This window comes from Paenibacillus sp. FSL W8-0439 (assembly GCF_038008995.1).
Classification (GTDB): Bacteria; Bacillota; Bacilli; order Paenibacillales; family Paenibacillaceae; genus Paenibacillus; species Paenibacillus polymyxa.
In genome coordinates this window covers 4,581,483-4,601,104 of sequence record NZ_JBBPAK010000001.1, presented here as the reverse complement: position 1 = coordinate 4,601,104, position 19,622 = coordinate 4,581,483, and the positions used below count along the sequence as shown (strand labels likewise).

Here is a 19,622-nt window from a genome sequence, read left to right as displayed (position 1 = left end):
CATTTCCGAGCCGTCTTGGCCGGAACCTGTCCGGCCGCTCTGAACTATATTGACACAGAATGTGACGTAAATCAATACAGGGGACGGCCTGGTGAACGTTCGGTGCCTGACGAAGACATTCGTTCGAGAAGCCAACGAGCGTAAGCCATCGGCTGAGCGTATGTTTCTTTCCAGACATTACTCATGCCTGCCTGGCTAAAGCCATAGCGCTGATCACGACCGTTGCATTCGATAAAAATAATCTTGCCTTCATGGGTAATTCCCAGATCCAGTCCGACATCAGCGAGACGGGGTAGGTGTTGTGCCAATCGGTGGACGATTTGCAATGAGAGTCTCTCTAGCTCATTCATCAGCCGGGCTATGTTTGAGGTCTGCACCGTCTCTGTTCGTGATAACACCTCTGGTAGGGAACGGGCCGTGCCGCCCTGGGCTACATTCGAGACGAAAGTGTGGGATGGAGCAATTTTGGCAAACATGCCTGTCACGCCCCATATTCCGCCATATCCGCGCTGAACCGTCACACGGATATCAAATGGACGATTGTCGCATAAAGCAAGCGGAATGGTTTCCTGAATGATGTGAGGCACACGCATCAGTCGCTTATGCAGAAATAAAGGGAGTTCTCCGACATTCAACCGTAGTGTGGACCAACGCCCAGATATCGTTGGATGAGCACATTGCAATGTCCAGCTTCCGCTGGAATGCCTCAGCCGCATAATTCCTCTACCCACGCTGCCGCTACTGGGTTTAATTACAACATCCCCGGTTTGCTCCATCAAGGTGCGGATGGAAGAAGGATCGCCTTGCAATGTTTTGGGCAGGTGGGAATGTAGCAGAGGGTCTTCCTGTAGAATTGCATGTATATGGTCTTTGCCGAAACGGTTTTGTTCATTAAAAATATAGAATCCCTTGTGTACCAGCCTGTTGATATCGCGGGCATTTTCATTTTGCCGATAGAGAGTGCGATTGTGGATGACTGGCGGCAACGGAAGAGTCATCTGCCGATACTCGTTGCCGTTTTTAACAAAAGCCCGGCATGTTCCGGTCGATATATGAATATCTTCCAGACGAAGAAAGCAGGGGATTAGCTCGTAGCTTAACCCGGCCTCCTCGTAATTGGCGATAGATTCATATCGCGTCCTCATGACGGGAATGCCCCGGTAAGTTGCCGGGTTGAGCATGACTCCGACATGCAACATGAGTATGTCCGCCCTCCTTATCGTCAATCCAACTGACCATATTGTGATTCTAGTCCATCATATGAATTAAAGATCGGCCAGGCATGGACGCTAGCCTTGCGATATGCCCAAAGTCATAAGCCAAGCACCTTTCAGAGCAAGAGACGATATGATACAAGATGAGTGTTGAAGGGTGAAGGAATAAGGTAAGGAAAGTAGGTGAGGTGATGCAGAGGCTGAAGGTAGCAGTCATTACACCGGGCTCTTTTGTTATACCTTCGTCCCGCAGCAGTTCAGTGGAGAGGGTAATTGCTCGTATGGTACCACTGGCTAGCCATAAGCTTCAGGCACAGATCTATGGCATAAGAGGGGCAGAAACACCGGATCACGGCGATGTTGACGGAATTCCTTGTATGCGCTATACGCGGGGAGCGGGTTATATACCCGAGGTAATCGCTGATTTGAAAAGATGGTTACCTGCGGTTATAGATGTACACAACCGCCCCGCAGTTGCTTATGCTATTCGCGAGGCTTTGCCCGATAGCAAAATTGTGCTGACTTTGCATTCCACCACGTTCATCCGGGAGCCTCACCTCAAACGGAAGGACATGGGTAGGCTGCTGTTGCCGCTGGATCGTATTATTGTGAACAGTGCGTATTTAGGGGCTGTTGTGGCTTCTGACAGTCCCGATGCGGTCAGAGAGCGCATCGTCATCAACAAGCTGGGTATTCATCCTGGCGATTTCCTGCCACGGTGGACTCCTGCAGCAGAAGCGATCAGGTCGGCTCGATTGGAAGACTTCGGCTGGTCAGGCCGCCGAATCGTGTTATATGCAGGCAGACTGGTGCCGGGGAAGGGAGTTCATCGGTTGCTAAAGGCCTTGCGGCGTATCGTCCATACCTGTCCGGACGTGCTGCTGCTTATAGCAGGGAGTGCCTATTACGGTCACGACCGCCTCACGCCATACACCGCAGCATTGCATCGGCAGATACGTAAACTAAGGTTGGCGAGGCATGTGCACTTCCTGGGTTATGTGCCGCATCCGGCATTGGCCTCGTTATATCAGTTAGCCGATGTGGCGGTTGTTCCTTCAGTAGAAGCTGAAGCCTTCGGGCTGGTCAATCTGGAAGCCATGGCGGCAGGCGTGCCTGTGGTAGCCTCACGAATCGGTGGTATTCCGGAGGTTATACAACACGGCAAGACAGGCTGGTTGGTTTATCCGTCACACGGCGAGCAGGAAATGGCCGACGCCATCATCAGGTTGCTCCAGCAGCCTGACTTACGGCAACGGATGGGAGAAGCCGGGCTGGGTGAGGTGCGGAGCCAATTTTTATGGCAGCACTCTGCAGAACGCTGGGCTCAAATTGTAACAGACTGTGCAATTGAGTGACGTGGTCGTGGTTACGTGCATAGGCTATCGCATAGGCATTAGGCCATGATTCCCACCTGGGTGAATGCAGCGGAGCGACCGCTGTTTCACTCCTGTGTCAAAGGAGCGGTCATCATGAACCATCGCACGAACCATAGCCCTAAGGATAAAAAAATAGCACGGCGTAACCATTCCAATACTGTCCCCTCTCCCCGTGTAAACAAGGAGAAAACGGTTTCGCCTGCTGGCGCTGGCAGTCACAGACCCACTCAGCGTGGAACGGCAAGTATACCTGTCCCCGTAGAGAAGAATACCTCGCTTCAAGCTGTAGAGGAAGCGGCATGGAAAAAGCATAAGCTTCCCAAAACGCTAGAGGAAGCGATGCAGATGAATCGAGCATCTGTGCTGCTGTTGTCTGTGCCTGACTCAGATACCGAATGCGGAACGGAACACGACATGGCATCTATGAAGACGGAAGGTCAGACCGAGCAAGATTCGTTATTGGATTGTTCCATAACCAGTATTCACATTGCGGAAGGGAGACAGCGTCCAAAGCAGCGAATGCGCTTGCTAGAGCAAGAAAACCATCTAGCTTCTCAGACTGAAAAAGAATTAGGTCGGAATGCCATTCATGATGGCTCAGTGACCGATGACGGGACTACTGACAGTGAAGTGACTTCACCTCAATTTGGTAGCACTTCTTTTTATCTTCCTGCACAAGAAGTTACAAGCAAAGTGAACGTTGTGTTTGAGAAGCCTTTTATAGATACGCAATATGCAATCACCGCCAATGCGAGCTTACCAGGAATAACCGTATCTGTTATCCAGCGACAGAGGTATTCGGCAGTGCTTACAGTGGAACGCAGACAATCGGGTTCGACATGTGAGGGATGGGTTCATTGGATTGCAATGGGACACTAGTAAAAGGCCAGAATGTAAGTTGCAAATCAACTTCATAATGAAAAAAGGCGTCCCATAATGGGACGCCTTATACATAAGGGTGGAGGCGGCAACGCGTGGAGAAGTTAGAAGGGACGTCAGATAATTGGTGAAGGCATTTTTTACTTCTGTTTAATAGGCAGAGCATGATAGCCAAAAGCCAAATCAAGCAAGGCGCTCGCTTCTTGACGCAGCAATAAATTCTTTGGACGGAAGGTAAAGGAGCCATCAGTATTGATGATGGTATCCGGATCTACGATTCCCTGTGAGGCAAGGGCTTGAATGGACTGGACCGCCCAGGCATCTGCAGCGTCGAGCAATTTCACCTGAGTGGCTTGGTCAGGTTGAATCTGCTTCAAGTTTTGAATCATGGTTGCTGCGACTTGTCTGGTAATCGGAGTTGCGCGATCATATTTTGGTATGCCTACTTTGAGTTGCTTCTTGATTTTTTCGATTTCGTCTGGGAAAATATAACCTCCATGTGCGAGCAACAAGGCGTCAGCAAATTCCCCTTGTGTCATCGTGCCCTTCGGGTTAAATAGATTACATGTTTTAGCATTCATGATGTTTAAAGCATGAAGATTGTCTATATGGCTTCTATAGTTACTCTTTTGCGGGACATCTGCAAAAGGCGGTTTGAGATTGATTTTCTGAGATTGAGCTACAACGCCTAGACCTTTAGGACTGGTGTAATAAAAATACGCGATTTCTCCAGCTTTGTTTTTCTGGAAAGCGAGCTTGTTTCCTTCTGCATCTTCAAACAACAATGGGTGAATCATTTTGAGTACTTGCTTTCCCGCAGTTTCATCTTCCATGACCAACGCCCCATTCTCATAGGAAAAGTGAGTACGAATCGCGAATACACGTGTATTTTGATACATACCGACGTATTTTTGCGCTTCTTTTTCCTCTAACTGGTGGTACGTTGGTTTCTTCACAGTGATAGTTCGAGGGAAGTAATGATCCATGAACGCATCGTACACATCTAGACTCATCATGGAATCATTATTGTAGGACATGAAAAATGCGGTTTTTTGTTCAGGCACCAAAACCATCAATGAAGAATGTCCCGGCATGTTTCCGCCTTTTAAAACTACATGTTGACCGTTGGCAAAGTCGTTGAAATATGTCTCAAATCCAACTGTCGCAATAGGAATCGTCTTATCTGCGAAAACTTGGTAGGCATGCATCATATCTATGCTTTTTTTACTTACGATTTGTTTACCTCCAAACTTTCCATTCTGTAGCTGCATAATCATGTACTTTGACATGTCTTCTCCAGTAGACAAAATGCTTCCTTGTGGTCCATCAGTTGGAGCGTGCCCATATGTTGGATGAGGATCACCAGTGGGACTGTAATGTGTAGCCATTCTCTTGAGAAGGTCAGGCGTAAAGCGCACACTGGTAGACTTCATGCCTAAGGGTTTAAAAATATTCTTTTCCATATATCGTGAGAAAGGTATGCCCGTAACATTCTCTACTGCATATCCTGCGAGTAAAAATGAGAAGTTGTCATACGTATAAGCTTCACCGGGCGATCGTACCACTGTCGGCATATGTTTAGGAATAAACGCCTTCATAGATATATTTCGATTAACGTATTCGGGTCCGGTTATCGTGGTGATATCGGGATAATCTACGCCGCTGGTATAGGTCAACATATCAAACAAGTTGAGGGCTTTTCCTGTTTTATTGGGTATTTTCAATCCACCGAGATACCGTTGTACATCTTGATCTAGTTTAAGCTTTCCTTTATCGACTTGTTGCATCACGGCCAAGGCGGTAAAAGTTTTCGAGACTGAAGCGATTTGGAAGACCGTGTCCTTATTGACTGGAATCTTCTTCTCTTTATCTGCATAACCGTACCCTTTATTGACGACGACTTTTCCATCATGGACGACGACAAAACTTGAACCGTTCACATTGTACTTCTTCATTTTTTTCGCGAATAACGGATCAGCAAAAGATTCTACTTCTTTTGCATTATTGGGAGCTTTCGTCATTTGAATATTGGCCGTAGATGTCGATGGTTTTAATTCTCCAACTTCTAATGATTGTTGGGAACAAGCAGAGATCATGCTGGTAGAAATGAGTAGCAGTGCAAGGCTTGCTTTATTTATTGCTTTTTTCATTTTCGAACTCTCCTTTTTTATTGCAATGTTCTTGTCAGCACACCGAGTTGTCGACTCACCCGTGTATGAACCGAGTGTAGCAAGCGGCAAGTCATAGTAGCTAGTGATCTTTCGTCTTCTAATGCATGACATCAAAAATAGAGCGTAGTACGGCTTGTTTTATAGTCATGACCTACAAATCATGACACTTTGACACTACTGTATGTGACAGATAATAAGTTAGATTCGAAGGGCGATTCATAACGTACTAGCAAAGAAAAGAAAGAGTAGGAGAGAATCAAATGACGAAAGAATCAGCTCGAAAAAGGTTGCAAGATTTCTACTTTTTGTTGTTTACCTTCGGATCTGGACTGTTTTATTTTTGCTTCTATTTGGTCAGCATTACATTTGCGTTAGCGATGACGGTTATCTTCGTGGGTATTCCCTTGTTGGCGCGTGTGTTGCGAACAACTCACACGTTTGTCCAATATGAACGCATTCAGACGAAGGTTTATACGGACATATCAATAGAGCCAATCCTGACAAGGACAAACAGTGGAAGGGATAAATGGATGAAAGCGAGAGAAGCAATTCTTAGTAGTAGCAATTGGAGGGCCGTTTTTTGGCTTATGCAGAAATTTTTTATTGGGGTGATTAGCCTCATATGTGCCGTTATATTGTACATAGCTCCACTCGTATTTATCGTTACACCGATACTTTTTCAACATCTTGAGCTATACTTATTGGGATTCGCTGTAGATTCATGGGAAAAGGCTATAAGTGTCATGATCGCTGGGTGTATTCTCGTCTGGATCAATACCCGCATTGGAAAGAGCCTAGTTCAAATCGTTGGAATGTACACGCGCTCTATGTTCAAAGCTATTAAGGAGTGATAATTTGTTTACAGCTTGGAAACAATGGCTCTGGTATGACTGGTTATTGCTTTGTATACGTTTTGTCATCTGGTTCTCATTGATGATAACTACGATCCAACACCAAGACCATTTAACTGTGCCCCTTTGGATCATCATTCTTTGGGAAGTTGTCTCATTTTCAGTACCTTGGATTTGTTTAATGTTCAGTTATCGCTACTATCTGCTTACTGAGATGGTTTTGTTTGGCGGAGTGTGCTTCTACTTAACCTTATTATTTCCGGGGGCGTATCTTGCATTTTTAATGCCAACTTTCATGATCGCGGCAAATAGTGCTCATAAATCATTCCGTTGGTCGGGTTCTATCACAGTTGTTTTGTTTCCGTTGCTCATTGCAATGTTTTCCCCAGGAACAGATCTATGGGCGATTATCCCACAAATCGGTCTGGCTTTTGCGATGGGATTTTCCTTTCACTTACTAGTTTCTAATTACCGCCAAAATGAAGTTATTCGCAATCAGAAGCTTGTGCTGGAACAGTACCTATCTCAGATTGAGCAGATTACTTTGTTGGAGGAGCGCGATAGACTTTCCAAAGATTTGCATGATACGATGGGGCATTCCTATACCTCGATCATTATGGGGTTAGAAATATTGCGTACGGAATTAGCGACAAAAGATGGAGAGCAAAAAATCGACTCATTATTGCAATTGGCCCGTAACAGTATGGAGGAAGTGAGAGCCTATTTGCATCAAATAGATTCACCACAAGAATCACTTCCCTTGACTGTTACTTTGCAACAATTAGCAGAGGAGTTCCAGAAACATGCACAAGTAAATGTACGCACTCGAATAATAGGGGAAGAGTACATAGTCTCCAAACAAGCGAAAATGACGTTCTATCGGAGCTTGCAGGAATCGCTGACTAATGCCGTGCGCCATGGACAATCCACTGAAATCATTGTGTCACTGCATTTTGAACCGCAACAGACGAGATTGGATGTGCAGGATAATGGCGGCGGAGTGGAGGAGTGGAAGGATGGCTTCGGATTAACTGCAATGAAAGAACGTGCGACACAGTTACAAGGAAGAGTCACTGTATACTCCGAAAAAGGCGAAGGGACGTTCATTTCATGCGTGTTACCCAGACTGGTACAATTGTCCGATGAACGAATCCGCTTGTGTATCGTCGATGATCATTCGTTTATCCGAGACAGTCTCCATACCATCTTGGACGGACAGGAGGACCTAGAGGTGGTGGGGGTGGCCGAAGATGGGGAACAGGCTGTGGAATTGTGCAGAAGCCTGAATCCGGATTTAATATTAATGGATTTGGAGATGCCCAATCAGGATGGGATTCGTGCAACCCAAATAATCAAGGAGACATGGCCTGACATTCGCGTCCTCATCCTGTCAACGTTTCAGGATACAGAGAGGGCGAAGGAAATCATGCGAAGCGGCGCTGACGGCTATTTGCTGAAATCCATAGAATCGCGTGAACTGGCTGAAACGATTCGCCTCGTCTATCGGGGAGGCACGGTAATTAACCAAGATTTGTTCCATAGAATGTGGGACGGAAATGATGAAGAAGAGTCAGTCGGACCGAGGTCAGATGGAGAAGAGTATGGCTTAACGAAACGTGAACTAGAGGTTTTGAATCTTTTATCTCAAGGAAACCGTTATAAAACAATTTCTGAGAAACTTTACCTATCCAACGGGACAGTAAGAAATTACGCCTCCACTCTCTATGACAAGCTGGGAGTCAACAATCGAGAAGAAGCTGTGCAAAAAGCAAGAGATACAGGATTACTTTTATAAGAGAAAAGGACGCCCCTTTGAGGGGGCGCCATAAATAAGGGGGGAAGGGGTGCAGACTTGTACACTGCACCCCTATTTTTCGTCCATGGTATGGGCAGAGCCAAGTGACAGTTGCACAATGGCAAAGGTCTATGGACGAGAAAATGAGGAGGATCGTGTATATGATTTAGTTTACGCCTACAGCGTCAAAAGACTTAGCAGCTGCAGTTGCTTCTGCTGAGTTCGCCCCGTACAGATCTTTTGCGGCTTGGATCACAGCAGCACGTGCGTTGGAGAAGTCGGAAGAAGAAGTCAGGTAGTTCGTAAAGGCACTATAATAAATTTGCACCGCAGCATCGCGGCCAATTCCATTTACAGTAACGCCATGGAAAGTACCGCCTTGTGCCAACAAGTAGTAGGCTTTATTGATAATACCGCTGTTTGTATGAACGCCGCCGTTATCGGAGCTGCCTTTATACAGGTTAGAATAGTGATCTGGTTGATCGTACAGAGTAGGATTGGACATTGAGCGAAGGGCATCGCCCGCAATGTTTGGCGTATAAATATCATCGCCTACAAGCCAGTTTTTGCGTTGAATGTCATTACCGATAACGTCCGAGAAAGCCTCATTCAATGCGCCGGACTCTCCGTAATATTCCAAATTCGAAGTATACTCTGTGACACCATGTGTAAGTTCATGCCCTACTACATCGGGGTCCCCGCTGAAGGCGATAAATGTGCTACCGTCTCCATCTCCATAAGTCATTTGGGAGCCGTTCCAGAAAGCGTTGTTGTAACGGCTGCCGTAATGGACTGTCGAACGGAGTTGCAGACCACGTCCGTCAATGCTGTTGCGTCCAAATTTGGATTTATAGTAATCATAGGTTTTGGCAGCATACGCATGGGCATCCACACCGGCTGGATCATTCCATACATTATCAGCATCTGTCAAAAGGGTGCCTGGGATGCTTTGGCGGTTGGAGGCCGTGTAAGTCACGATACCGTTACCGCGTGTGGTATCTTTTAACTGGTAGCTACTGCCGGAAGCGGTAGTAGTGAACGATTTGGAATCACCAAGCACACCTTTACCTGTGCCTGTCGCTTCATTAATGATGTCATACTGGAATACGATGCTGCCGTCATTGGCATCAATAATGTAGCGGGTACGCAGTGGGGCAGGTTCTAAAACATTAACTTCTGTCACATAAACTAGCAGCAGGTCATCCCCTTTAGGGTAGTAGTAGAGTTCTGCTTTAGGATCTACTTCAGGCTGTAGATTAGCGATTTTGGCAATGGAACTTTTTTCGGCCTCCACTGCTTCAATTTTGCTATCTTTCAGGACAGATGCCTTATCAAGACTCAGCTCGTCCTTATCAACAGAAAGCGTTTTGTCGTTGTTAGCTGCTTCGGCGTAAGTATCTTTACTTACACTGCTTGGCTCCTCAGCGTCTTTAGAAATAGTATCGTCGGAGGTAGGGAGGGCTTCAATCCGTGCAGCTGCTTCTTTATATGCGGTGTAAACCGCTTCAGAAGCGCTGATTTTTGGAGTTGTACCTTGCGTAGCTTCTTCCTGCTGATCCTCATTAATCACCGCTCCTAAGTAAGAGGTGACTTCACCAGATTTGCCCACATGAATAGTTTGCTCAGCTCCATATACGGGAATCCCGTTTACATACTGCTTCAGTCGATAATGGCTCACACCGGACTTGTCGCTTGTGCGATCAACGATTCGGAATTGTTCACGTACACTGGAGCTATCCACACCCAGTAACGATTTCTTTTGTCGATTCAAATAGCTCCATACAATGTCGTCCCCTGATACCGAGGAAGGAGCTTTCCATTGCTCGGCGTGGAAGGTCGGTGTAAGCTGTGCTGGTCCCGAAACGGAACTCTCCGCAGATGCACCAGACGCCACAGACCCTAATAACATAGCTCCTCCAAGAAGCGAAAACCATACTTTTTTCATAAAAATTCACTCTCCTCGATTAATGTCAGGACGAATTATCCTGCTTTGAATAAGGCATTACGCCATTTATGTAGGTCGTGTTGTCGTCTGGAATAGAAGAATGGAACATGAAGAGAAATACCGAAGTGTTTTTCATGAAGCGTGCGTGAAAAGAGGGTACTGCATTTGAAGCAAGTAGCCTAAAAAGGTAACAAACTCCTCCCTTCCTGTCGTATAAAAAGATAGTGGAATAAAAGCGGATAATGGAAAAAAGTTGCCTTATGCAAAAAAAACAAAAGTTGATTTTTCGAACTCCCATCATCTGGCTCTGATATTAGCACAGAGAATGACGGACGAGAAGATCTATGTAACAAATTTATCCAAAATGATTCTTTAGACCCTAAAAACTCATTTATTTAATAGGAATAATAAGTTTTGTAAAATAAAGTCGAAAATTGCTGTGTCGAAAAGACTCCACGCTTGCCGTTACACACGGCTTTTGGACCGCATAGGTTATGTTGAACTGTCCTAATCATGCTGTTCATCTATACAGCAGCAAGGGAGGTGAGACGGGAGCATGAAAAAGCGTGGAAGAGCTGGATTCAAGATTAATCGGAGGCGGCATTCTAGGGCTTATTATCATTCTAAGATGTGGCTGCCGTACCGAATGCCGAACATGGATAAGAAGCCGATAGTCTCTGACAAGAGCGATGTACTCGAAACGGAGAGAGGGGCACAAATCGGCGAAGCGCGGCCATCTGAACCATCATCAGCGGGAAAGATTATCGTATCTGTCATTATTCCGGCCATGAATGAGCAAAGAACAATCGGAGCTGTGATTCGCGAAGCGCGCCATGTCCATCCACATACAGAGGTTATCGTCGTTGAGAACGGATCACACGATAGAACGGCGAAGGTGGCTGCGGCGGCGGGGGCTCGTGTACTTTCCTTCCCGGAACCGCTCGGACATGATGTTGGGCGTCGTATTGGAGCGGAAGCGGCATCCGGACAGATCCTGCTTTTTCTGGATGGTGATATCGTCATTCCCTGCGTCAGACTTCGGCCATTTATACAGGCCGTAAGTGCAGGAGCGGATGTGGTGCTGAATGATTACCATGGACCTGTGAATCGCACGCCCATACATCCTGTAGTTGAGGCAAAGCATGTATTGAATATCTTGTCGAATCGTGCTGATTTAGGGGGAGCCTCTATGACTGGTATTCCACACGCCATAAGTCAAAAGGCTTTAAAGGAAATAGGTCTAAAGTCCTTGGAGAAACCTCCGCTATTTCAAGTGATGTCCATCGTCTCCGGGTTGCGAGTGGTGACTGTACATGGAATAGCTGTCGGTAAAATGAACGCAACACGTAAAAAACAGAACGGCAAGGACCCGCTGGCAGATGTAATTGTCCAGGATCACCTGGATGCTATTGCCTGGCTTACATCACGTCTGGGAGCACGTGCGGGATATACAGATTTGGAGCGCAAACGGATCAGAGACGAGGTGAAAACGTGACTAGAGTATATCGCAGAAGAAAGCGTGAAGACCCGGGCTGGGGGCTAAGACGTATACAGCGAAAACGAGAAACGACGGCTTCGATGCATAGCCGCAGGGTGAGAAAACTCTCACCTCGGGCAAAAGAAATGCCCGAAGTCCATCTGACTGAGGAACGTGAAGCCTCCAGTGATATTGTATTGCAGGGGACCGCAGCAGCCGTGGTCAGCGTCTGTAATGAGGAGACTACGATTGACCGGGTACTGGGTGAGCTGGAAAAACTTCCGCTTGCGGATATCGTGGTCGTATTAAACGGCTGTACGGATGGTACGCGCTCCGCCGTAGCCAAACGTCATCCTGGCGCGACTCTCGTCGACGTACCGGGTCGTCTGGGGCATGATGTTGGCCGTGCGGTAGGCGCACGTCTGACGCAGGCTGATATTGTGCTGTTCGTGGACGGAGATTTGCCGATCCCAGCGTCTGATTTGCTGCCTTTTCTTCAAGCGGTGGATCAGGGAACGGATGTGGCGCTTAATGATCTGGGCAGACATTTGCCGCCTTATACCCAGCAGGACAGCGTAACACGGTGCAAAGGGTTTCTGAACCGCGTACTGCGCAGGTCGGATCTTGGAGCAAGCTCATTGACCGCTGTACCGCATGCATTATCTCGGCGTGTGCTGGATCAACTTGGGCCAGCCGTGCTTGCGGTACCGCCGAAGGCCCATGCGATGGCGATTCTGCATGGCATGATCGTGGCAGCCGTACATGCTGTCGATGTGATTAAAACAAACCGCAAGCGGACCTTCAATGTCGGGAAAGGGAACGCTATGGAGCAATTAATCATCGGCGATCATGCAGAGGCGCTGACGGCCGTGTTTCAGGTAGCCGGGTATTCTCCGTTAGGGCCTGTTCCAACACGGGTAGACGTTGCCAAAGGGAGGAATGCACGATGAGTCTGACGAGCATCATTATTCCGACTTATAATGGCCTGCATTTATTAAAGCCGTGTATCGAGGCGATTCGAACACATACCATAGATGCACCGTATGAAATTATTGTTGTGGACAACGCTTCGAATGACGGGACGGATGATTTTTGCGCATCTGAGCGGCTAATTAGCATACGTCTTCCTGAAAACAGGGGCTTTCCGGCAGCTTGTAACAGAGGAATTCGTCTGGCTTCGGGTGACCAATTCGTCATTTTAAACAATGATGTGACGGTTACACGGGGATGGCTATCGAATATGTTGGCTGCTTTGCATAGTGAAAGCACAGTGGGATTGGTGGGACCGGTGACGAATTACGTCAGCGGTATTCAGCAGATTCACGGAATAGAAGGAGATATGGCCAGCTGTCTGAGGTATGCGGAGCAGAATAATGCAAGTAATCCCTCCAGATGGCAAGAGGTCAAGCGGTTGGTCGGGTTTTGCCTGTTATTCCGGCGTGAGCTGATGGAACGGATCGGATTGCTGGATGAACGGTTCAGCCCCGGACATTATGAGGATGACGACTATTGTCTGCGTGCACGCGTGCATGGCTACAAGCTGCTAATGTGCAATGACTGTTTTGTCTATCACCAGGGAAATGCGAGCTTTTCGCGCTCGGAATCTTCCTGGCTCAAAGAGCTGATCGAGCGGAATTATCGATTATTTATAGAAAAATGGAGCGTAGATCCCAGAGTGTTTATCGAAACGGGAATCCCATGCACTGAACATGCTGTCGAAGGAGGAAGGAAGATATGAAAGGGGTTATTCTCGCAGGAGGAACCGGGTCGCGCCTTCATCCGTTGACTACATTACTCAACAAGCATCTGCTTCCGGTCGGCAAGTATCCGATGATCGTATATGGTATTGAAAGGCTGCGACAAGCGGGGATTACCGATATGCTCATTATTATTGGTAAACAATCGGCCGGACTGTACACTGATTTTTTAGGCAGCGGCAGTAATTATGGTGTCCAATTGACATACCGGATTCAAGAAAAAGCGGGCGGCATTGCGGAAGCACTCGATTTGGCAAGAAGCTACATGCAGTCAGAGGAGAAGTTCACTGTTTTATTAGGTGATAATTTGTTCAAGGAAGACTTGGGACCTGTCATCGAACGCTTCAAACAACAGCCACCGGGGAGTGCCAGAGTCTTGCTGAAAAAGGTGGCAGATGCCCGTCGTTACGGGGTACCCGTGTTTGATCCCGAGCGCCCGGAGAGCATTACGCGGATTGAAGAGAAGCCGCAGCATCCCCAGTCCAAATATTGCGTTACGGGTATCTATATGTACGATACTGCCGTATTCGATAAGATCCGGGAAATAACGCCTTCAGCACGTGGTGAGCTTGAGATCACCGATGTTAATAACTGTTATGCTGCTGAAGGCAAGCTGGAATATGATATTTTACGGCGCTACTGGAGCGACGCAGGAACCTTCGATTCCCTTCAGGAAGCTGGAGTGAAAATGAAGGGACTTCTACCTTGATTTCAATGAAACACCATCCAGCCGGGCCAGGCATATAGTATAGGCATAATGCCACCCGGAGGAGTGAACGGCATGAAACGCCTGAGTACGCAAAGGAAACATAGCAAACGGCTCGGAAAGAAGGGCTATTGGTCAGGATATAACAGGGGCCAGGAGCAAGGCAGGAAGTTGGGGCAGGCTTCGTTCGGCAAGATTTTTGAAGGCGTAAGTATTATCATTGTGTCCTGCAATCAGCTTCAACAGCTCCGTGCTTGCATTCATCATATTGAGGAGAATACGAGCCATCCTCACGAAATTATTGTAGTGGACTGCGGCTCGACGGACGGGACACCTACCTATTTGCTCCGTAAAAGCATCGCTGTACGCTATGCGCTGCTAACAAAGGATGTTCAGATGATCGGCAGTCTGAATCAGGGACTGATGATGGCCAAAGGTACAACTATTGTTGTACTGGACCCAAACTCGATGGTGACTCCTGGCTGGCTGGACCGGTTGATGGGCTGTTTATACAGCGATTCGCGTATGGGAGTTGTCGGCCCTGTAACGAATGGTCCATTCGGAGAACAGCAGATTGAGGTTCCTGATATGAATGAAAATGAAGTACGTCCATTTGCCACGGCCCATAATATTCCCAACCCGGATGCATGGCGTGAGACTGAAAGCCTGGCCGCATTTTGTCTACTACTGCGCAGAGACACTTTGGTAAAGACGGGATATTGGGACGAAGGATGCCACAGTATTGAGGAAGCCCATGCAGATTGGCTGCTGCGTGTACGCTTGTTGGGGATACGTATGGCAATTGCCGGAGATGCGTTTATCCATTTTGCAGAAAGTGATCGGGATACGGTTTATGGTTTTCCTCAAACGGCCGAAAGCATCGGTTCAACGGAGGAAAGGAGCCGGAACCGATCCTTTTTTGTCCAAAAGTGGGGGGACGCGGATAAGCTGTTCCACGACCCGGAATTTGGAACAGCAGAGCCGCACGGCCAAGGATTATCAAGTAAGGAAGCCCACTTATCAGCAGCAAGTTTTTATCCCGTCGGAGCGCTTGTTCAGGGACCGTCCGGTGCAGTATTTCGGATAGAGCCGGGAAGTAGACGGCGGCTGCATGGAGCCAGTGATGCGGGAGATAAACATGTGCGTCTAGTTAGAGTGTCTCAGCTTGATTTGTTGGCGCTTCCCTTGGTAGGTGAGCCGGAGGCGACAGTCTCCGGCAGCGCTGACGCCCCCCCTGTAGCTGTGGCGCCTGAGGAACCCTTGCCCGTGCTGGCGGCTCCTGAGCTGGGGAACATGTCCATGTTGCCCACACTTCATATCCCGGCTCAACGCAAACGGTGGATTGAGTTACTGTATGCTGAAGGTGGGCAACTGTACCAAATCGGCAACGGCTGGAAAAGACCGTTCCTTACCCTCTACGCTGTTATGAGCTGGCGGGCTGAGGACTATCCAATTCAGTTTTTGTCCTCCGAAGAATTGTCGGCATTGCCGGAGAAGCAGCCTATTATTGCTCCACCAGTGTTGCAAGGGCATTTATGATGATCGAATAGGCTTTTTTAGGCGGAACCGACTACTCGCTGCGGCATACGCTGTAGTAGCGGAAAGCCCGTAGGTATTTCGTGCGTTCCGCACGGCGGAACACATAAAGGAGGGGCTTATGCATAACGAGTTAGATGATTTGCTGATCCATATTTCGCACTCGCAGCAGCAGATGTCTAGGCTGTTGGATGCGGAACGGCAGGTGGTCGTGCGCATGGCACAGATCATACATGAACTGCCGGATGAGGAGCCGCGTTTTGATGGAATTCCGGGCATTATTGATAGCTCGGGACAAGTAAACAAAAGCATTGTTGCCTATTTGAACGGTATTGCCGACCTTCAGGAAGCAATGGCTGAAATGCTCGTTCGTGTCGTGAAGGAGACGGCATACTCGGAAGAGGAGTAGTGTAACAATCGAGGGTAGGGAGTGAACACATGAGTAGGGAAAAAGCAATGATTCACATGTTGGACGCAGCCTCCAAGATGCAGCGGAATGTGTCTATGATCCTGGAGGCCAAGGCGGTCGAAGCAGAAAAAATGCGTAATTGGACGCTGAACCATCTGGCGCCTCACGCATTTGACACCGATGAAGAGCAGCTGGGGCGGCCTTTGGAAATTCACGAGCAGATGGTGGAAATGCTGGAGGGATTAACCCGGCTTCAGACTGGACTATGTAGCAATCTCAAAGCATTGCTGGACCAGGATGAGCAGCAGGGTGGCGGAATGGAAGGGATGATGGGAGGCATGGGCTCGGGGGATATGAACTAATGAGCATGAGGCGTGAACGTGAGATTAAGCTGGATATGATGGAGTCTATTGCTGCCAGCCAGCACGCCGTTGCCCGGATGCTGACCAGTCTTGCGGACTTGACGCCCCATGCGGATATGTCGGCTCCCCGTCTGGAAGAGACCATTCGTATACTCAGCAACTATCAGGGAGAAATCACGAAAATGTTGGCAGGTATTCCTTTAAGAAGACAGGTATATGGGAAACCGACGAAGCCGTGGCTCCATGTGCCTGTTCAAAAAAATGAAACCCAGACGAGAAAGCAAAGGAGGAATGAAAATGAGTACAAGGTGGGAACGCACTACTCGAGACAAAGCGCGCAAAAGACGTAAAGATGCCCGGCGTTCTAGCATTCGCAGGTTAAAACGGAGAAGAAGACGTCTGCTTGCTCTTAGACGCCGTAAAAGGGGGCTTCATTCAGTACGTAGAAGACGTTCTCTTCTGCGGCGGCGGAAAAAACCTCAAGCTAATCCAGCCGCAGCTCCTTCTGCGGAGAACCCACAGCCCGTTCCTGTTGTATTGGAGCATGACCCGCAGGCATTCCAGCAGGGATATGATGCTGCTTACAATGAGGGTTTCAATTCAGGCTTTGCCAAAGGTTATGAAGATGGCCACCAGGTCGCTTACAAGGCACAGTAAACTATGAAAATCATCTATTACGGTTAACCCCCCGAAGCCTAGCAGCTTCGGGGTTATTTGCGTTTCGGTAGTTGGACGGGCAAACGCCAATTTTGTCCGGGCAGTGGCAGTCGTCCATGATGCGTTTGACCCCTGTGCATATAGTTTAGGAGTGACAGAAGTTTATCCTACAACAGGACAGGGTGAAGGATGTGAATGATCAACGAAGCGGAAATGAACGCGAAGCACACCGATGCGGCTATCGGGAAGGGCGCAGAATGGGCGGTTGCACGGCTGCTCTGTCACAGGTCGTGGCAATACAACCTGCTGTTCGCCAGTTGAAAGTGTTGTATATTCCGCAAGGTTTCGCAGCTATAGACACAGGTGTGCAAGAAGCATTGAGCCAAATATGCAGCTCGTGCGCCATCGGTACTCCTGCCACGATGCTGGCTGACGCTGAGGCTCACCGTCCAGACCTCTTATTGGTCATGAACGGGCTGCATGTTTTTCCAGCGGATCATCTGGAACAGGTACAACAAATACGAGCCATGGGCATTCGGACGGCCATATGGTTTGTAGATGATCCCTACTTTACGGAGGATACGGCGTTGATCTGCCAATCCTACGATGTCGTTTTTACGCATGAAATTTCTTGTCTGCCGTTTTATCGGGATCAAGGAGTAACGAGGGTTCACTATATGCCGCTTGCTGTGTCAGCCCGTATCTTTTATCCACGTCGGGTAGAGCGTGAGCATCAGCATGATATTTGCTTCATTGGGAATGCCTTCTGGAACCGTGTGAAGCTGTTTGACTACCTTGCTCCCTTCTTGGCGGATAAAAGAGTGCTGATCGTAGGTGGGCACTGGGATCGGCTAACCCGGCGGGATGTGCTGGAACGCTTTATCCGTCCGGGTTTTATGGAACCGGAAGAGACCGCTCAATACTATAACGGCTCCAAAATTGTTATCAATATGCACCGCCCGACAGACCCCGGACTGGATAATCGGAATACACACCAGTTGTCAGCGGAGTCCATCAATCCTCGGACATACGAAATTTCTGCTTGCGGAACGCTTCAAATGACGGATGTGCGGAAGGATCTGAGCCGTTATTACCAACCAGGCTATGACATTGAGACCTTCTCGGGAGCAGAGGAATTGAAAGTGAAGCTGGACTACTATCTCAAGCATGACTGGGAACGCGAACGCATAGCCTGGCGCGCACTGCACACAACCATGCAAAAGCATAGGTACTCGAATCGTATGGAAGAATTGCTGGACAAGGCGATGGCCTAAAGTAAACACCATAAACAGTGAGGAGTGAAAGTGATGACGATATCTACGACAGGACCGTATGACCCAGCTGTTCACCAGACGGCGGCGGCCTCCTGGGAGAAGGGGAGAGCTGCGGGAATCCATGACGGATACGACGAGGGATACCTGCGCGGACGTGCTAACGCGATTGTGTCGCGAACCAAAGCAACGTTCCCTTCTCGACAGATCCATGTACTGTATGTCGTCTCGGGCAAAGGCCTTCCGTATTCTCCGCTGGATGAGGCGGTCATTACCACGTTGCAGAGCATGACGGCTCAGGTTACCGTAACAGACCCGCGCCAGCCGGTAGGAGATATTGCCGCTCAGCTTCGTCCGAATCTGATGCTGGCACTGGATGGGATGGATCTACCGTTAGAACAGGTGGCTGCAGTACGCCAGTTGGGCATTCCCACTGCCATCTGGCTGACGGACGATCCCTATTACACCGATACGACGACCAAAATTGTGACGAATTATGATTATGTGTTCACCTTAGAAATGAACTGTATAGAACTGTATCGTCAGTTGGGTTGCACGTCTGTGCACTATTTGCCCTTTGGAGCATTTTTGACTCACTATTTCCCACTCAGCTCGCCTGCTTCAGTCCGGCGTGAGATTGGATTTACAGGTTCAGCCTACTGGAATCGCATCTATTTTTTCAATCCGATTATGCCGCAGCTCATGGCTCGTAACATTAAAATCAACGGAATCTGGTGGGATCGTCTCCCGGATTATCAGTCGTATGGTGACAAAATTGAGCTGGGACGCTGGATGTCTCCGGCTGAGACAAATGATACGTATAACGGCAGCAAAATCGTAATTAATCTTCATCGTTCCCACCAGGATGATTCAGTGAACAACAACTCACTGAAAATTCCGGGGGTTTCGCCAAATCCTCGCACGTTTGAAATTTCCGCCAGTGGCACGTTGCAACTGACGGATACAAGAGACGATCTGGCTCGTTTTTACAAGCCAGGCGAAGAGATTGAAACTTACAGTTCTCAGCAGGAACTGCTGGAGAAGGTTGAGTTTTATTTAACGCATGAAAAGGAGCGCCGTGAGATTGCTCTGCGTGCGCTGGAACGAACCCTGCGGGAGCACACGTATGGTCACCGGATTGACCAACTGCTATCGGTCATATTCCCATAAGGCCATTCACACACGTCCGATGGTTGTTATTTTTAAAGGAGGTGAA

At 48.2% G+C, this 19,622-nt stretch carries 18 protein-coding genes; 15 read left to right on the top strand and 3 right to left on the bottom strand.

Going from position 1 to position 19,622, the window contains the following annotated elements:
- Window positions 1-71: 71 nt before the first annotated feature.
- On the bottom strand, window positions 72-1,199 hold the full coding sequence (locus MKX36_RS19785) for a YheC/YheD family endospore coat-associated protein (RefSeq protein ID WP_113050781.1): 1,128 nt from the start codon (window positions 1,197-1,199) through the stop codon (window positions 72-74).
- A 206-nt stretch (window positions 1,200-1,405) separates the two neighbouring features.
- On the opposite strand from MKX36_RS19785, the gene MKX36_RS19780 reads away from it, so the two are divergent.
- Window positions 1,406-2,569 carry a glycosyltransferase family 4 protein gene (locus tag MKX36_RS19780; RefSeq protein WP_340865417.1) on the top strand — a complete coding sequence of 388 codons (1,164 nt, stop codon included), beginning with the start codon at window positions 1,406-1,408 and terminating at the stop codon, window positions 2,567-2,569.
- A gap of 114 nt (window positions 2,570-2,683) precedes the next feature.
- Window positions 2,684-3,469 (top strand): WIAG-tail domain, encoded by a 786-nt coding sequence (locus MKX36_RS19775; RefSeq protein ID WP_340865416.1) that lies wholly within the window; start codon window positions 2,684-2,686, stop codon window positions 3,467-3,469.
- A gap of 140 nt (window positions 3,470-3,609) precedes the next feature.
- Here the strand turns inward: MKX36_RS19775 and MKX36_RS19770 are convergent, their stop codons facing one another.
- On the bottom strand, window positions 3,610-5,619 hold the full coding sequence (locus tag MKX36_RS19770; protein ID WP_340865414.1) for a serine hydrolase: 2,010 nt from the start codon (window positions 5,617-5,619) through the stop codon (window positions 3,610-3,612).
- A 281-nt stretch (window positions 5,620-5,900) separates the two neighbouring features.
- Here MKX36_RS19770 and MKX36_RS19765 point away from each other — a divergent pair, with 281 nt between their 5' ends.
- Together MKX36_RS19765 and MKX36_RS19760 are read left to right on the top strand one after the other, a co-directional pair.
- Window positions 5,901-6,491: a sensor domain-containing protein gene (locus tag MKX36_RS19765; RefSeq protein WP_330720913.1), complete on the top strand. Its 591-nt coding sequence runs from the start codon at window positions 5,901-5,903 to the stop codon at window positions 6,489-6,491.
- A 181-nt stretch (window positions 6,492-6,672) separates the two neighbouring features.
- Window positions 6,673-8,286, top strand: coding sequence for a helix-turn-helix transcriptional regulator (locus MKX36_RS19760; protein ID WP_235193590.1), 1,614 nt, complete (start codon window positions 6,673-6,675; stop codon window positions 8,284-8,286).
- Between the two features lie 166 nt (window positions 8,287-8,452).
- Here MKX36_RS19760 and MKX36_RS19755 read toward each other — a convergent pair whose 3' ends face one another.
- Entirely contained in the window at window positions 8,453-10,231 is a 1,779-nt protein-coding gene (locus tag MKX36_RS19755; protein WP_016820063.1) for a M4 family metallopeptidase, read from the bottom strand.
- Between the two features lie 556 nt (window positions 10,232-10,787).
- Between MKX36_RS19755 and MKX36_RS19750 the strand changes: the two genes are divergently transcribed.
- The 11 genes from MKX36_RS19750 (at window position 10,788) to MKX36_RS19700 (ending at window position 19,576) form a co-directional block, all read left to right on the top strand.
- Complete coding sequence (locus tag MKX36_RS19750; protein WP_016820064.1) at window positions 10,788-11,726, top strand: glycosyltransferase family 2 protein; 939 nt, start codon at window positions 10,788-10,790, stop codon at window positions 11,724-11,726.
- Window positions 11,723-12,658: a glycosyltransferase family 2 protein gene (locus tag MKX36_RS19745; RefSeq protein WP_016820065.1), complete on the top strand. Its 936-nt coding sequence runs from the start codon at window positions 11,723-11,725 to the stop codon at window positions 12,656-12,658. The genes MKX36_RS19750 and MKX36_RS19745 overlap by 4 nt, the downstream gene beginning before the upstream one ends.
- Window positions 12,655-13,446 (top strand): glycosyltransferase family 2 protein, encoded by a 792-nt coding sequence (locus MKX36_RS19740; RefSeq protein ID WP_016820066.1) that lies wholly within the window; start codon window positions 12,655-12,657, stop codon window positions 13,444-13,446. The genes MKX36_RS19745 and MKX36_RS19740 overlap by 4 nt, the downstream gene beginning before the upstream one ends.
- Window positions 13,443-14,174: a sugar phosphate nucleotidyltransferase gene (locus MKX36_RS19735; RefSeq protein ID WP_016820067.1), complete on the top strand. Its 732-nt coding sequence runs from the start codon at window positions 13,443-13,445 to the stop codon at window positions 14,172-14,174. The genes MKX36_RS19740 and MKX36_RS19735 overlap by 4 nt, the downstream gene beginning before the upstream one ends.
- Before the next feature lie 72 nt (window positions 14,175-14,246).
- A complete protein-coding gene (locus MKX36_RS19730) occupies window positions 14,247-15,710 on the top strand; it encodes a glycosyltransferase family 2 protein (RefSeq protein WP_330708063.1) in 1,464 nt (487 codons plus the stop codon).
- 118 nt (window positions 15,711-15,828) lie between these two features.
- Window positions 15,829-16,116 (top strand): hypothetical protein, encoded by a 288-nt coding sequence (locus tag MKX36_RS19725; RefSeq protein ID WP_016820069.1) that lies wholly within the window; start codon window positions 15,829-15,831, stop codon window positions 16,114-16,116.
- Between the two features lie 29 nt (window positions 16,117-16,145).
- Window positions 16,146-16,478, top strand: a complete 333-nt coding sequence (locus MKX36_RS19720; RefSeq protein ID WP_013372833.1) for a hypothetical protein — start codon at window positions 16,146-16,148, stop codon at window positions 16,476-16,478.
- Window positions 16,478-16,828: a hypothetical protein gene (locus MKX36_RS19715; RefSeq protein ID WP_016820070.1), complete on the top strand. Its 351-nt coding sequence runs from the start codon at window positions 16,478-16,480 to the stop codon at window positions 16,826-16,828. Before MKX36_RS19720 ends, MKX36_RS19715 begins: the two co-directional genes overlap by 1 nt.
- Window positions 16,776-17,135: a hypothetical protein gene (locus MKX36_RS19710; RefSeq protein ID WP_031462145.1), complete on the top strand. Its 360-nt coding sequence runs from the start codon at window positions 16,776-16,778 to the stop codon at window positions 17,133-17,135. The genes MKX36_RS19715 and MKX36_RS19710 overlap by 53 nt, the downstream gene beginning before the upstream one ends.
- 182 nt (window positions 17,136-17,317) lie before the next feature.
- A complete protein-coding gene (locus MKX36_RS19705) occupies window positions 17,318-18,409 on the top strand; it encodes a CgeB family protein (protein ID WP_019688496.1) in 1,092 nt (363 codons plus the stop codon).
- Between the two features lie 33 nt (window positions 18,410-18,442).
- On the top strand, window positions 18,443-19,576 hold the full coding sequence (locus MKX36_RS19700) for a CgeB family protein (RefSeq protein ID WP_044787315.1): 1,134 nt from the start codon (window positions 18,443-18,445) through the stop codon (window positions 19,574-19,576).
- The last annotated feature ends 46 nt before the right edge of the window (window positions 19,577-19,622 follow it).